This is a genomic window from Nocardioides baculatus, from assembly GCF_016735675.1.
Taxonomy (GTDB): domain Bacteria; phylum Actinomycetota; class Actinomycetes; order Propionibacteriales; family Nocardioidaceae; genus Nocardioides; species Nocardioides baculatus.
In genome coordinates, this window is the sequence record NZ_JAERSG010000001.1 from 1,094,633 (window position 1) to 1,108,651 (window position 14,019).

Consider the following 14,019-nt stretch of genomic DNA (forward strand, 5'->3'; position numbering starts at 1 on the left):
GTCAGGCTCTCGCTGAAGGAACCCGCGGTCAGTCCCCGAGCCGCCAGGACCGGACGGCGGCGGCGAGGGCGATCGCGAGCACGGCGAGCGCCGTTAGGAGGGCCGAGCGCGCCGCCACGGGAGCGGACGCTGCGGCGTTGACGGCCTGGTAGACCGTCATCAGCAGGGCCGCGCCGAGGGCGGACCCGATGCGCTGGCCGGTCTGGAGCGCGCCACCGGCCGCGCCGCCCATCTGGGGCGGCACCTCGGCGAGGGTCAGCGTGAAGTTGGGGGAGATGACACCGCCGCCGCCGATGCCCGCGAGGAACATCGCCGGCGCGAGGGTCCACCACAACCGGTCGGTCGGCTGCGTCACCAGCAGCGCTGCGAGCGCGGTGCCGGTCATCATCACCGACAGCGCCACCAGCGTGACCTTGCGGCCCAGCCGTCCGACCAGCTTGCCGGCCAGCGGCGACGTGGCGGCCGCGCCGACGGCGAAGGGCGTCATCAGCAGCGCGGCCCGCAGCGGCGAGAACCCCTCGCCCTCCTGCAGGTGCACCGACAGCACGAGGAAGATCCCGGTGAAGCCGGTGAAGTAGAGGGTGCCGACCAGCAGCCCGTTGGCGTAGCCGGGCAACCCGCGCAGCAGCGAGACGTCGAGCAGCGGCGGGTGACCGCGATCCACCGTCCGCGCCTCCCACCGCACGAACGCCCACGCGAGCGGCGGGAAGGCGAGCAGCAGCACCAGCGGCAGCCCGACCCCGCCCTCCAGGCTGATCAGCGGGTAGAGGACCGCCAGCACCGCGAGCCCGAGCAGCAGGGCACCGGGCAGGTCCACCCGCGGGTCCTTCTCGGCGTCGGCGCCGGCGTCGTTGTCGGGCACCATCCGCCGGATCAGCACGAGGGCGACGAGGCCGATCGGGACGTTGATGAGGAAGAGCGAGCGCCAGCCGTTGTCCTCCCCGAGCAGGCCGATGAGCAGGCCGCCGATGAGTGGCCCGGCGGCCGAGGCGACCGCGACCGTGAAGCCGAACATCCCGAAGGCGCGCCCCCGCTCCTCGCCGCGGAAGAGCTGCTGGATCAGGCCGGAGTTCTGCGGCGTCAGCAGGCCCGCGCTCGCACCCTGCACCAGCCGCGCGACGACGATGGCGGCCGCGTTGGGCGCGAGCCCGACGGCGAGGCTCGAGACGATGAAGCCGGTCAGCCCGATCGTCATCAGGCGCCGCCGGCCGTGCGCGTCGCCGAGCCGCCCGCCGGCGACCAGCGTCATCCCGAACGCGAGTGCGTACCCCGACACCACCCACTGGATGGTCGCCGCGCTGGTGTCGAGGCCCGCGCGGATCGACGGGACCGCGACGTTGACGATCGTGACGTCGAGCAGCGACATGAATCCCACGACCAGCGACACCGCGAGCACGCGCCAGCGACGGGGGTCGGGCTCGTACGTCGCCTCGCCGCGGGCGGCGTCGGTCTCCTCGCTCTGCGTCATCGGCGCCAGCCTTGCACCCGCTGCCATGCGCCGTCCCCGCCCGTCGGGGCATGATCGGGACATGTTGGCGGTCCAGGCCCGGGTGACCGGACGGGTGCAGGGGGTCTCGTTCCGCTGGTGCACCCAGGAGCGGGCGCGGCAGCTCGGCGTCACCGGCTGGGTCCGCAACGAGCCCGACGGCTCGGTGCTCGTCCACGCCGAGGGCGAGGACGTCGCGGTCGACGCGCTCGTCACCTGGTGCCGCACCGGGCCGTCGATGGCGCGCGTCACCGACGTGGCGGTACGGGAGGCGGCGGCGAGCGGCGCGACGTCGTTCGAGACGCGCTACTGATCCTGGGAAGAAATCCGCCCGACGCCTGCAACGATCCGGGGCGAGGCGGACACGGGGGAGTCATGAACGCATCGGGGGACACGCGCGAGGAGACCTTCCGCGGGTTGTACGCGGCACACTTCGACTGCGTCCTGGGCTACGCGCTCCGGCGTACGTCGCGCGCCGAGGACGCCGCGGACGTGACGGCCGAGACGTTCCTCGTCGCCTGGCGTCGTCTCCAGCACGTCCCGGTCGGTGACGCGGCGCGTCCGTGGCTGTACGCCGTGGCCCGCCGCCAGCTCGCCAACCAGCGCCGCGGAGAGCTGCGACGCCGGCGGCTCGGGGAGCGGCTGCGTCACGACCTCGCTGTGGTCGTCCCGGACGTCAGCGACCAGGTGGTGCAGGACCACACCGTCGACGCCGCGATGGCCAGGCTCAGCGCGCGCGACGAGGAGGTGCTGCAGCTGCACCTGTGGGAGGGCCTCGAGCCGCGTGAGATCGGCGAGGTCCTCGGGCTCTCCGGGACCGTGGTGCGGCCGCGGCTCTCCCGCGCCCGCGCCAGGTTGCGCGAGCTGCTCGGCAACGATCCACCGGCTGCCGGACACATCCAGGACAAGCACCCGACCCCGTCCCGCGAGGAGGAGCGATGAACCCACGCCTGACCGACCAGGCCGTGTCCGAGCTGCCGCTCGCCGCGGCTCGGGCCGAGCTCCTGGAGGAGATCATGTCCGTGTCCGCCGCTGGACGACCCACCGAGCACGACGACGAGGGCCCGCGCCGGGGTCGTCGCTGGGTGGCGACGATCGCCGCCGCTGCTGCTGCCGCGGCCCTGGTCGCGGTGCCGAGCTATCTGCTCGCGAGGGGCGGCTCCGACGCGCCCGCCCCGGCCGACGCGCCTGCGCCGGCCGACGCGTCCGATCCCACCGCGACCCCGGAGCCGTCGACCGCAGTTCCCGGCGTCGTGCACGAGTGGCTGGTGCTCGACGCCCCGGGGTGGCAGCTCACCTACAGCTCCGGTGCCGACGGGTGGCACGAGGTGCAGTACGAGAACGGCAGCCAGCGCCTCGACGTCAGCGTGGTGGGGGCCGAGCTCCGCGCTGACTACGTCGCGGACCGCCAGCGCCTCGACTACCCCGAGGTCGATCCGGGCACGCCCGTGCAGCTGGCCGGCGCGGACGCCCTCATGTGGCCCTACTCGGCCGACGACCACACCGCCATCGGGGTCGCGGCACAGGGCGTCTATCCCGAGGTGCGCGGAGCCGGCATGGCGCGGGCCGCCTACCTCGACCTGCTCACGCAGCTGCGGTGGACCGACCAGGCGGGATTCGAGGCGTCGCTGCCCGAGTCGTCGGTGACCGGCGCCGAGCGCGGTGACGTCGTCGAGCAGATGCTGAGCGACGTCCCGGTGCCACCCGACTGGGAGAAGCCCGACTCGACCGAGACGGACCGCTACCAGCTCGGCGCGGCCGTCGCCGGCTCGGTGGCCTGTCAGTGGATCGCTGAGTTCGAGCGCGCGACCCGGTCCGGCGACCAGGCGGCTGCCTCGCAGGCGTCCGATGCGATGGCCACCAGTCGGGACTGGGCGATCCTGCGGGAGATGGACGCCACGGGTGACTATCCCGAGGTGCTCTGGGAGCTCGCCGACGAGCTGGCCGCGGGCCGGGTGCCGGAGGGCTGGCAGGGGGCGCTCGGCTGCGCCTGATCTCCGCGACCCCGAACTCGAGTGATCTTGTCGACTATCGTGGGGGCATGACGACGGCCACCTCAGCCCCGCCCACCTACGACGACGTCCAGGTCGTCGTCCCGGCGCCCGGTCCCGGCGCCGGCAACTGGGCGGGTGCCGCGAGCGCGGTGCTGGTCGACGGCGTCTTCTGGCTCACCTGGCGCGTACGGCGTCCGCTGACGGACGGCCGGGGCGTCTCGGTCGTCGTGGCGAGGTCCGACGACGGGCTGGCCTTCGAGCCCGTCGCCGAGGTGTCGCGGGAGGCGTTCGGTGCCGAGTCCTTCGAGCGTCCCGTGCTCGTCCCGCTGCGCGAGGGCGGCTGGCGGCTGTACCTCTCCTGCGCGACACCCGGGTCGAAGCACTGGTGGGTCGACAGCCTGACGGCCGACACGGTCGCCGCCCTGCCGGACGGCGTACGACGTCGCGTGCACGAGGGTGACGCCGCGACCGGGGTGAAGGACCCGGTGATCACCGTCGGCGACGACGGCTACGAGATGTGGCTGTGCTGCCACCCGCTCGACGAGCCCGGTCACGAGGACCGGATGACGACGCGGCGGCTCACCAGCGCCGACGGGCTCGACTGGACCGACCAGGGCGAGGTGCTGGCCGGGCGCGAGGGCCAGTGGGACGCCCGCGGCGCCCGCGTGAGCGCGGTGCTGCCGGACGGCGCGGTGCTCTACGACGGGCGACCCGACGCCGAGTCCAACTGGTTCGAGACGACCGGGGTGGCCACCTGGGACGGCACCGCGCTGACCCGGCTCGACCAGCCGCCGATCAGCTCACCCCACTCCGACGGCGCCTTCCGCTACGCCACCGCCGTGCCGCTGCCGGACGGGCGGGTCCGCTACTACGTGGAGGCCGCGCGCGACGACGGCGCGCACGACCTGGTCACCTGCGTGCGCTGAGCGCGGTCACGGTCGCACCGGTGGCCCGCTCGTCGAACGACCCCCGGTCCGCGGGTGAAAGCCAGTCGCCGAAGTCCTGCCCGGTCAGCTCGCCGAGCAGTGCGATGTCGTCGACGTACGACTCCAGCAGCCGCTGGCGACGCATCGTGTCGAGCCGGGGTCGGTGCGCGGCCGTGCTGTCACCGAGCAACGCGATCGACAGCGGGTGGATGCGGCGCCAGACCTCGGGCGGCGCGAACTGGCCGAGGCGCGCGCCGGCGCGCACGACGGGACCGACGACGCTCGCCCGCAGGCCGGGCGTCACGAACCCGCGCGCGTTGTCGCGCGGGATCGAGTCGACGAGGCCCTCGCGGATGCCGAGGAACCGGCTGACCCGGTCGACGGTCGACCCCGGTTGGTCGATGAGGTCGCGGTAGCGGACGACCAGGATCCGCGCCGGGTCGACGTACGCGTGGAGGTGCCGCAGCTGCTCTCCGTAGCGGCCGAGCTCGCGATAGCGCCAGAACGGCGCCCAGCCGGCGCGGACCCGCTCGTCCTCGCGCTCGAAGGCGGTGACGAAGTCCGACTCGGGCTCGAGGCCGTCTGACCAGAGGTGCATCCAGTTGCTGTAGGCGCGGTCGACCGGGTCGCGCACCACGGCCACCAGCTTCACGTCGGGCAGGGCCTCGGCGATCCGGCGGTGCGCCCCCTGGCTCCAGAGGTAGAACGGCGTGCTCTCCCCGCGCACCTGCCGCTCGGCCGCGGGCTCGAAGAGCGGGAAGTAGCGGTCGGCCCGCCAGATCCACTCCTGCTGCGAGTGCTTGTCGCCGGGGCCGCACCACGCCGGCGGAGGAGCGCCGTCGCACAGGAAGTACTTCGGCTCCTTCGGATCGGACACGAAGACGTCCGGATGCTGTGCCAGCGCCGCGTGCAGTGCGGTGGTGCCGGCCTTGGGCGCGCCGATCACCAGGAAGTCCGGTCGTGGTGCTCGGGTCATGCGTCTCTCCTGCATCAATGTCCAGTAACTCACTCGACAATACTCGGCCCGGCCGGGGAGGAGAAGGGAGTGGGCGGGATCTCGTCGCCGTCGGCTTCACGGGGAACCCTTGGTCGCTCGACACTGGAGGCATGTCCGCCCCCGTCACCGTGTCCGTCACGCGCCACGTCGATCCGTCGCACACCACGCAGATGCTCGCTTGGATGCAGGCCGGCACGTCGATGGCCGAGAAGTTCGACGGCTTCCTCGGGTCGGGGTGGGTGCGCCCGAGCGCCGACTCCGCCGACTGGCACATGCTCTACCGCTTCGCGGACGCCGACTCGCTCGCGGCCTGGGAGGCCAGCCCGCAGCGCGCCTGGTGGCTCGAGGCGGCCGCCGGCGACGTGGAGGAGAAGCGTCGCGAACGGCGTACGGGCATCGAGGGCTGGTTCGACGAGCCCGCCTCGGTCGAGCTGCTCAGCGCCGCGCCGTCCCCGCCGCCGCGGTGGAAGCAGATGGTCACCATCTTCATGGTGTTCCTGCCGCTCAGCCTGGTCGCCAACTTCGTCGCGTCGCAGACGATCGCGGGCTGGCCGCTGGTGCCGCGCGTCGTGCTCGTGACGACCGTGATGACCCCGTTGATGACCTACGTCTTCCTGCCGTGGATCACGCGCCGGATGTCGTGGTGGCTGCACCGCTAGGGTCAGCTGCCATGGGCGACGTGGACGTCAGCGGCGACCCGTGGCGTGGTCGCCGGGACTGGCGCTGGGTGGCGATGTGGCCACTCACCAGCCTCCTCGGCGGGCTCTGCGCCTTTGTGCTGGTCTGGGTCGCCGTGGCCTACGGGACCTTCGGGCCCGAGGGCCAGGGGCTCCCGCTCCCGCTCCCGATGGCGAGGATCGTCGGCCGCTCGGTGGCCTTCTTCGTGGTCCACGCCATGTTCGGTGCCGTTCTCGGGCTGCTGGTCGCGCTCGTGCTGGCGTTCCTCGTGGGCGACGCCGGCGGGCAGCGTGCCGAGCGGGCGGCCCGCGTGGTGGCCGGTGGGACCTACGCGATCGTGGGGATCCTGGTCGTGGTCCTGGTCGGCGCCGGAGGAGGATCGCTCCTCATCGTGGTCGCCACCTCGGGCGCCGTCGGCGTCGTCGCGGGTTGGTGGCACCGGCGACTCGCGAGCAGGCCGCGGGTCGAGGACTTCTACGCGCACTAGGCTGGCCGCGTGGCCGACACCATGATCCCCACCGCGCCCGACATCGAGGGCACCACGCACCTCCACTCCGGCAAGGTCCGCGACCTCTACCGGATCGACGGGGGCGAGCACGAGGGCCGGCTGCTGATGGTCGCCAGCGACCGCATCTCGGCCTACGACTTCGTCCTCGACACGACGATCCCCGACAAGGGCGAGATCCTCACCCGGATGTCGCTGTGGTGGTTCGACCGGCTCTCCGGGCTGGTCGGCAACCACGTCGTCTCGACCGACGTCCCGGCCTCGGTGGCCGGTCGCGCGGTCATCTGCGAGCGCCTCGACATGTTCCCGGTGGAGTGCGTCGCGCGCGGCTACCTGACCGGCTCCGCCCTGGCCGACTACCACCGCGACGGCGAGGTCTGCGGGGTCGCACTGCCCGCGGGCCTGCAGGACGGAAGCCGCCTCCACGAGCCGATCTTCACGCCCGCGACGAAGGCCGACCTCGGCGACCACGACGAGAACGTCGACTACGAGGCCGTCTGCGAGGCCGTCGGGGACGACGCCGCCGCCGAGCTGCGGATGCTCACGATGGAGGTCTACGGCAAGGCCCACGACCTCGCCCGCGAGCGCGGCATCATCCTGGCCGACACCAAGCTCGAGTTCGGCAGGCGGCCGGACGGCACGACGATCCTCGGGGACGAGGTGCTCACCCCCGACTCGAGCCGGTTCTGGCCGCTCGACGACTGGCAGCCCGGCCGCACCCAGACGGCGTACGACAAGCAGTTCCTCCGCGACTGGCTCACCGGCGAGTCCGGCTGGGACCGTCACTCGGGCGAGGCGCCGCCGTCGCTGCCCGACGAGGTCGTCGAGCGGACCCGCGCGAGGTACGTCGAGGCCTACGAGCGGCTGACCGGGGAGACGTTCTGACCACGCGGGCGATCGACGCGACCGTCCAGCTGCCGGTCAGCGCCGAGACTGCGTTCCGCTACCTCTCCGACCCCCGCAACCGGCCGGAGTGGCAGTCGTCGCTGCTCTCGGTGGCGGTGCCCCCCGACGAGGAGCCGCACCTCGGCCAGACGTGGAGCGAGACGACGGCGGTCGGCGTACGACCTCACCTCGAGACCACCGTCTTCACGCCGTTCCGCGACTGGGCCGAGACCGGCCACTGGCGCGGCGTGACCGCCACCCTCGCGCTGCACTTCACCGACGTGCCCGGCGGGTGTCGCGTGCACGCCACCGGCGAGATCAGCGGCCAGGGGGCGTGGGCCGTGCCCGCCGGTGCGGCCGGGCTGATGGCCTCCCGGGCGATCGCCGCCGACCTCCGCAAGGCTGGCAGGATCATGGCCTCGCGCACCTGACCGGTGACGGCGCTCACATGCCCTGAGTAGGTTGTCGGCATGTCGAACCTCTCCTCGCTGCTCGAGCGCACCGCGCAGGCCCACCCGGACCGTACGGCGGTCGTGCTGGGCGGGACGCGCCTGTCGTACGCCCAGGTCGATGCCGCCTCCAGCCAGGTGGCCAACCTGCTGGTCTCGCAGGGCATCGAGCCCGGCGACAAGGTGGCGCTGAGCTGCCCGAACCTGCCCTACTTCCCGATCGTCTACTACGGGATCCTCAAGGCGGGGGCGACCGTCGTGCCGCTCAACGTCCTGCTCAAGGGACGTGAGGTGGCCTACCACCTCGACGACTCCGACGCGAAGGCCTACTTCTGCTTCCAGGGCACCCCCGAGCTGCCGATCGGCACCGAGGGGCATGCCGGCTTCGAGCAGACCGACTCGTGCGAGCACTTCTTCGTGATCACCGCCGACCCGGCCGCGGAGTCGCCGATCGACGGCACGCAGACCCTCGGCCAGGCGCTGGCGGGTCAGTCGCCCGCCTTCGACTCGGTCGACGTGGACGACGACGACACCGCCGTCATCCTCTACACCTCGGGCACCACCGGCCAGCCCAAGGGCGCCGAGCTGATGCACCGCAACATGATCAGCAACGCCCTCGCGAGCGAGGCGCTCTTCGGCGCCGACGCCGACAACCCGGACACCCTGCTGTGCGTGCTGCCGCTGTTCCACTCCTTCGGCCAGACGGTGATCATGAACGCCGGGTTCGCCTTCGGCGGCACCGTCGTGCTGCTGCCGCGCTTCGAGGCCGGCCCGGCGCTCGCGCTGATGGACTCCGAGGACGTGACGTTCTTCGCGGGCGTCCCGACGATGTACTGGGGCCTGCTCGGCGCGCTCGACGACTCGGGCGTCGACGTGAAGAAGCTCGCCGCCACGCTGCGGGTCGCGGCCGCCGGCGGCTCGGCGCTGCCGGTCGAGGTGCACAAGGAGTTCGAGCGGCGCTTCGGCGTCACGATCCTCGAGGGCTACGGCCTGTCGGAGACCTCGCCCGTCTCGAGCTTCTCGGTGTGGGGCGAGCCGGCGCGTGTCGGCTCCATCGGCAAGCCCATCCCGGGGGTGGAGATGAAGCTGATCAACCCGGAGCCCGGGGTCCGCGAGGACGTGGAGGACGCCGCGGACGTCGTCGGGGAGATCGCGATCAAGGGCCCCAACATCATGAAGGGCTACTACGGCCGCCCCGACGCCACCGACGAGGCGATCGTCGACGGCTGGTTCCGCTCGGGTGACCTCGGCCGCAAGGACGCCGACGGCTGGTACTACATCGTCGACCGGTCCAAGGACATGATCATCCGCGGCGGCTACAACGTGTATCCCCGGGAGATCGAGGAGGTCCTCCTCACCCACCCCGACGTCTCGCTCGCGGCCGTGATCGGCGTGCCCCACGAGAGCCACGGCGAGGAGATCAAGGCCGTCGTGATCCGCAACGACGGTGCGACGGTGACCGAGGACGAGCTGGTGGCGTGGGGCAAGGAGCAGATGGCGGGCTACAAGTACCCGCGCATCGTCGAGTTCGTCGATGCCTTGCCGATGACCGCGACCGGCAAGATCCTCAAGCGCGAGCTGAGCTGATGCGGGCGCTCCCGGTCGCCCTCGGGGCGATCATGGTCATCGTCGGCGCGATCTGGACCCTCCAGGGCCTCGGCTACCTCGAGGGCAGCCCGATGACCGACCAGACCATCTGGGCGATCCTCGGGCCGCTCCTCGCCGGGCTCGGCGTCGGCCTGGTCGTGGTCGCCGTACGCCGCCGCGGGTGAAGCGGGACCGGCGCCTGTCTAGACCTCGGTAGTTCCGCCGATGACACCGCCGACGGCCCTCACGACGATCGGCGCATGACTCCATCTCGCGCACGTCTCGCGGCCGCAGCCACGCTGCCTGCCTCGCTGCTCATCATCACCGGAACGGCTCTGCCGGCCGCCGCTGCCATCGCGGTCTACTCGGGCGGCGTCGCCACGGGTGACAGCGCCAACGACTCCATGTACGTGAGCTGTCCCGCTGGCGTGTTCACCGTGGGCAGCGCGAGCGCCGGTGACACCTGCGCATCGCTCGCCTCGATCAACCTCAGCCCGGGCGGCGGCACCGACTCGGTGGTGCTGTCGGAGATGACGCCTGCGACCTTCCCGGCACTGAAGGGGGTGTCCGTCTACACGGGCGACGCCAGCTCTGGCGACGCCGACACCGTCACCGGCTCGTTCCTCGGCGACCGGCTGACCGGCGACTCGCTCGACACCATCAACGGCGCCGGCGGCGACGACATGATCAAGGGCGCCAACAGTGCTTCCGGCGGGGACGGTGACGACTCCTTCATGGAGATCAGCACCCTCGCGTCCGGTGGCAACGGTGACGACCGGTTCATCCAGTTCACGTCGGCGGGCGGCATCGACGGCGGTCCGGGCACCGACTCGTGGGAGATCGACTTCGACCAGTCGACCCTGGGCGTCGGCGACACCCTGGTCGCGTTCGTCGTCAACGGCTCCGGCCTGACGGTGGACATCGAGAACGACGGGCTGCCCGCACAGTCGGTCGCGGCGAGCAGCATCGAGCAGGTCTACATCACCCTGCTGCGGCAGGGCACGCAGAGCTACGACGGCTCCGGCTTCCCGGGGCGCCAGCACGTCCGAGGCGTCGCCGGCCCGGACACGATCGTCGGTGGAGCGGAGAGCGACAACGTCTACGGCGGCACCGGCAACGACGCCCTCACGGGCGGAGGTGGCGTCGACCTCCTGAGCGGTGGTGACGGCAACGACGCCATCAGCTCGCGCGACGGCGTGGCCGACGTGGTCACCTGCGGTGACGGCAGCGACACCGTCGTGGCCGACGCGGTCGACACGGTGGTCGACTGCGAGGCGGTCCAGCTGCCGGCGGTGGCGACGCCCCCGCCCCCGCCTCCGGCGGCGCCGGTCGTGCCCGAGACGGGCGCGGTGAAGGGCAAGAAGTCCTACGACAAGCCCGCGGTCGCGAAGTTCGGCTTCTCCTCGCCGACCGCCGGTGCGACCTTCGAGTGCAAGGTCGACAAGGGCAAGTGGAAGACCTGCACGTCCAAGCTCAAGGTCAAGACGGCCAAGCTGTCGGTGGGCAAGCACAAGGTCCAGGTCCGCGCGAAGCTCAACGGGGTCGTCGACCCCACGCCGTCGGTGAGGAAGTTCACGGTCACGAGCTGATCGGTCGGCCCCCGTCCGGGCGGGGGTCGGCCCCCGTCCGGGCGGGGGCCGGTCCCCGGCCGCTCCCGGTCGCCCACCCCGAGTTTCGACGACACCCGCGGCGGGTATCCCCCTCTCACCACGACGAGAGGGTCGCCGATGTACACCGTTCCCGAACAGCTCTCCGAGCTCGCCGGCACCTGCCTGAGTGCGTCGCAGGGCGTCCTCGATGCCTGGACCGGCGCGGCCGGCCCGCTCGCGGCGCTCAGCGGTGGGGTCGCCGGCAACACCGCCGGGGCGACCGCCTTCCTCAGCGCCCACACCGGCGCGAGCGAGTCGGCCGACCTCGTGATGGGTCGCTTCTCCGGTGTGCTGGAGCAGGACATGGACGACCTCTACGCCGTCGCCTTCGACATGACCACGACCGACGAGACCACCGCCGCCGCCTACGAGAAGGGCGCCGCCGGCATCGACGGCGGGCGGACCCCGCGATGAGCGCCGGGCTCTGGGACCTGGCCGCGCGGCCCGAGGCGCTCGACGCCGCCGCGCACGCCTGGCTCGACATGGGGGAGAAGGTCGACGAGGCGGCGACCTCGGTCAACAACAAGGCCAGCGGCGTGCTCGGCACGTGGGAGGGCGAGAGCGCGACGTCGTACGACGCCCACCGGCGCAAGCTGGTCACCTCGATCGACGAGGCGACCAACTCCGCAGCCCGGGTGTCGACCGCGCTCCAGCGGGCGGCCGGCTCGATCCGCAAGGCGCAGTCCGACCTCGACTCCTCGTGGGCGAGCGTCGCCGACATCCCGTCGACCGGAGGCGGAGCGACCGTCACCTTCCAGCCGCGCGACGACGCCGAGTCGGCGCGGGTGCAGGCGGCGATCGACCGTGCCAACGAGGTCCGCTCGCGGCTCGACGTCGAGCTCGCGGAGGACGCGGCCGCGCTGACGGAGGCCACCGAGCTCTGGAACACCACCGCCGGGGAGTGGGCCTCCGTCGCCGACGGGACGACCGACGGCTTCAGCGTCCCCGCCGGGAGCTCCGACGTCGGCTTCATCGTGGTCGGCAACCAGGTGATCGTGAACGGCTCGAGCGGCGACGACGACATCACCGTCTCGGTCGACCCGGCCACCGGCGTGCAGACCGTGACGGTCAACGGCGTCTCCTACGAGGTCCCGAAGGGCCAGGAGGTCGTGATCCGCGGCGGCGACGGCAACGACACGATCACCGTGCCCCGGGGCGGCGGGATCAGCTTCACGCTCATCGGCAGCGGCGGCACGGACAACATCACCGGCGGTGACGGCAACGACACGCTGCTCGGCCTCGACGGCGACGACAACATCGACGCGGGCACCGGCGACGACCGCGCCACGGGCGGAGCCGGCCACGACTACCTCAACGGCCAGGGCGGCAACGACCGGATCTTCGGCGGCGAGGGGCGCGACACCCTCTACGGCCTCGGTGGCGCCGACGTGCTCTCCGGCGGCGCCGAGCAGGACTATCTCGAGGGCGGCACCGGCAACGACACGCTCTCCGGCGGTCACGGCAACGACATCCTGTCCGGCGGTGACGGCGACGACACCCTCCGCGGAGGAAGCGGCGACGACGTGTCCTACGCCGGGCGCGGCAACGACACCACCCAGGGCGGCACCGGCTCCGACACCGCCAACGGCGAGGCCGGCGACACCAACGAGGGCGTCGAGAGCACCGTCACCATCGAGATCCCCGACGGCCTGGCCGGGATCCAGATCGAGGGCAGCCCCGAGTTCGTCGAGCGGGTGCAGGCCGACCTCCAGATGCTCGCCAGCTCGCCCGAGGGCCAGCAGATGATCGCCAACCTCCAGCAGCACATCGCCGACGGGCCCGACACGCTCACCATCCGCGAGTACTACAACCCCGCCGATCCCGACAACAGCACGGCGTCGAGCGACGGCACCAACTCCGAGATCAACTACAACACCCGCCTCGACGACTTCCGCGGTGCGCCGCCGATCGTGGTGCTCTACCACGAGTTCGCGCACGTCTACGACTACATGAACGACACCTTCGAGGCCGATCCCTACAACGGCGACGACACCACCGACCACGGCATCAAGACCGGCGAGCGGCAGGCCACGGGCCTTCCGATCGACCACGACGACGACCCCTCGACCCCGGAGGTCATCGACCCGGACCACGACTTCGGGCTCACCGAGAACGGCCTGCGCGACGAGATGGGCCTGCCCAACCGTGACCACTACCGCTGATGCCGTACGCCGTCGCCCGGGGTGGGTCGTCGCGGGCACGCTGGCGGGCCTGCTCGTGGTGAGCGGGTGCTCCGGGTCCGGGGAGGAGCCGGTGGAGACGTCGACCGAGGGCGGCCCGGCCGACCCCGGGCAGGACACCCCGCGACCCGACGTCGACTTCGACGTCGAGGTCACCCCGGGCGCGGACGCGATCGCCGTCTCCTGGACGCTGACCAACACCGGTGACCGGCCGTTGCTCGTCGTCGACCGCGTCCCCCGGGCCTCGGGCGCGGGCGTCGTCTACGACCCGCAGGCGACCTACGTCGTCGGAGGTGCCGACGGGCTCGTGGAGGTCGCGTCGCGGCTGTTCGACCTGCCCGAGACCGACACGATGTCCTTCGCCCAGCCGCCGAGGGCGGGCGCGTCCGAGCTCGCTCCCGGCGCCACCGTGCAGCGCGACCTCGCCGTCCCGCTCCCGCTCGAGCGGCTCTCGCCCTGGGGCAACGACCTCGGCGACGGCCCCATCGCGCTGCCGGACCCGGTGACCTCCGTACGGTTCTGCCTCGGCGTCGTCGCGGGCCAGCCCGAGCCGTCATGGGGGGTGGGCCGCGCGAACGGCACGACCACACTCGAGCACGGCAGCGGGGCGGTGGCCGCCCAGCACGTCCTGTGCTCGGACCCGAGCCCGCTGGGGTGAGCGACCCTCTCTAGGATGGGGTCGC

16 protein-coding genes are annotated in these 14,019 nt (G+C 72.3%); 14 read left to right on the forward strand and 2 right to left on the reverse strand.

What is annotated here, in order from left to right; genetic code table 11:
- Window positions 1–28 precede the first annotated feature (28 nt).
- The gene (locus tag JI751_RS05285; RefSeq protein ID WP_201934210.1) at window positions 29–1,468 is read right to left on the reverse strand and encodes an MFS transporter; all 1,440 of its coding nucleotides are present in this window, start codon (window positions 1,466–1,468) and stop codon (window positions 29–31) included.
- 61 nt (window positions 1,469–1,529) lie between these two features.
- Here JI751_RS05285 and JI751_RS05290 point away from each other — a divergent pair, with 61 nt between their 5' ends.
- From JI751_RS05290 to JI751_RS05305, 4 genes are all read left to right on the forward strand, one after another.
- Entirely contained in the window at window positions 1,530–1,799 is a 270-nt protein-coding gene (locus JI751_RS05290; RefSeq protein WP_236665550.1) for an acylphosphatase, read from the forward strand.
- A gap of 62 nt (window positions 1,800–1,861) precedes the next feature.
- The gene (locus JI751_RS05295) at window positions 1,862–2,428 is read left to right on the forward strand and encodes an RNA polymerase sigma factor (protein ID WP_201934212.1); all 567 of its coding nucleotides are present in this window, start codon (window positions 1,862–1,864) and stop codon (window positions 2,426–2,428) included.
- Entirely contained in the window at window positions 2,425–3,480 is a 1,056-nt protein-coding gene (locus tag JI751_RS05300) for a hypothetical protein (protein WP_201934213.1), read from the forward strand. Before JI751_RS05295 ends, JI751_RS05300 begins: the two co-directional genes overlap by 4 nt.
- A 47-nt stretch (window positions 3,481–3,527) precedes the next feature.
- On the forward strand, window positions 3,528–4,406 hold the full coding sequence (locus JI751_RS05305; RefSeq protein ID WP_201934216.1) for a hypothetical protein: 879 nt from the start codon (window positions 3,528–3,530) through the stop codon (window positions 4,404–4,406).
- Here the strand turns inward: JI751_RS05305 and JI751_RS05310 are convergent.
- Window positions 4,390–5,382: a sulfotransferase family protein gene (locus JI751_RS05310; protein WP_201934218.1), complete on the reverse strand. Its 993-nt coding sequence runs from the start codon at window positions 5,380–5,382 to the stop codon at window positions 4,390–4,392. The genes JI751_RS05305 and JI751_RS05310 overlap by 17 nt on opposite strands.
- A 131-nt stretch (window positions 5,383–5,513) precedes the next feature.
- On the opposite strand from JI751_RS05310, the gene JI751_RS05315 reads away from it, so the two are divergent.
- The 10 genes from JI751_RS05315 to JI751_RS05360 all read left to right on the forward strand — a co-directional run bounded on the left by JI751_RS05315 (window position 5,514) and on the right by JI751_RS05360 (window position 13,994).
- Window positions 5,514–6,062 (forward strand): antibiotic biosynthesis monooxygenase, encoded by a 549-nt coding sequence (locus tag JI751_RS05315; RefSeq protein WP_201934234.1) that lies wholly within the window; start codon window positions 5,514–5,516, stop codon window positions 6,060–6,062.
- Window positions 6,063–6,073: 11 nt separating this feature from the next.
- Entirely contained in the window at window positions 6,074–6,568 is a 495-nt protein-coding gene (locus JI751_RS05320; RefSeq protein WP_201934237.1) for a hypothetical protein, read from the forward strand.
- Window positions 6,569–6,589: 21 nt separating this feature from the next.
- Window positions 6,590–7,471 (forward strand): phosphoribosylaminoimidazolesuccinocarboxamide synthase, encoded by an 882-nt coding sequence (locus tag JI751_RS05325; protein ID WP_201934625.1) that lies wholly within the window; start codon window positions 6,590–6,592, stop codon window positions 7,469–7,471.
- 11 nt (window positions 7,472–7,482) lie between these two features.
- Window positions 7,483–7,902: an SRPBCC family protein gene (locus JI751_RS05330; protein ID WP_307813867.1), complete on the forward strand. Its 420-nt coding sequence runs from the start codon at window positions 7,483–7,485 to the stop codon at window positions 7,900–7,902.
- Window positions 7,903–7,941: 39 nt separating this feature from the next.
- Window positions 7,942–9,507: a long-chain-fatty-acid--CoA ligase gene (locus JI751_RS05335; protein ID WP_201934240.1), complete on the forward strand. Its 1,566-nt coding sequence runs from the start codon at window positions 7,942–7,944 to the stop codon at window positions 9,505–9,507.
- Window positions 9,507–9,692, forward strand: coding sequence for a hypothetical protein (locus JI751_RS05340; protein ID WP_236665551.1), 186 nt, complete (start codon window positions 9,507–9,509; stop codon window positions 9,690–9,692). The genes JI751_RS05335 and JI751_RS05340 overlap by 1 nt, the downstream gene beginning before the upstream one ends.
- Before the next feature lie 75 nt (window positions 9,693–9,767).
- Complete coding sequence (locus JI751_RS05345) at window positions 9,768–11,096, forward strand: calcium-binding protein (RefSeq protein ID WP_201934242.1); 1,329 nt, start codon at window positions 9,768–9,770, stop codon at window positions 11,094–11,096.
- A gap of 138 nt (window positions 11,097–11,234) precedes the next feature.
- Window positions 11,235–11,570 (forward strand): hypothetical protein, encoded by a 336-nt coding sequence (locus JI751_RS05350; RefSeq protein WP_201934245.1) that lies wholly within the window; start codon window positions 11,235–11,237, stop codon window positions 11,568–11,570.
- On the forward strand, window positions 11,567–13,318 hold the full coding sequence (locus tag JI751_RS21425; RefSeq protein ID WP_201934246.1) for a M91 family zinc metallopeptidase: 1,752 nt from the start codon (window positions 11,567–11,569) through the stop codon (window positions 13,316–13,318). Before JI751_RS05350 ends, JI751_RS21425 begins: the two co-directional genes overlap by 4 nt.
- Window positions 13,302–13,994, forward strand: coding sequence for a hypothetical protein (locus JI751_RS05360; protein ID WP_201934248.1), 693 nt, complete (start codon window positions 13,302–13,304; stop codon window positions 13,992–13,994). Before JI751_RS21425 ends, JI751_RS05360 begins: the two co-directional genes overlap by 17 nt.
- Window positions 13,995–14,019: the final 25 nt, after the last annotated feature.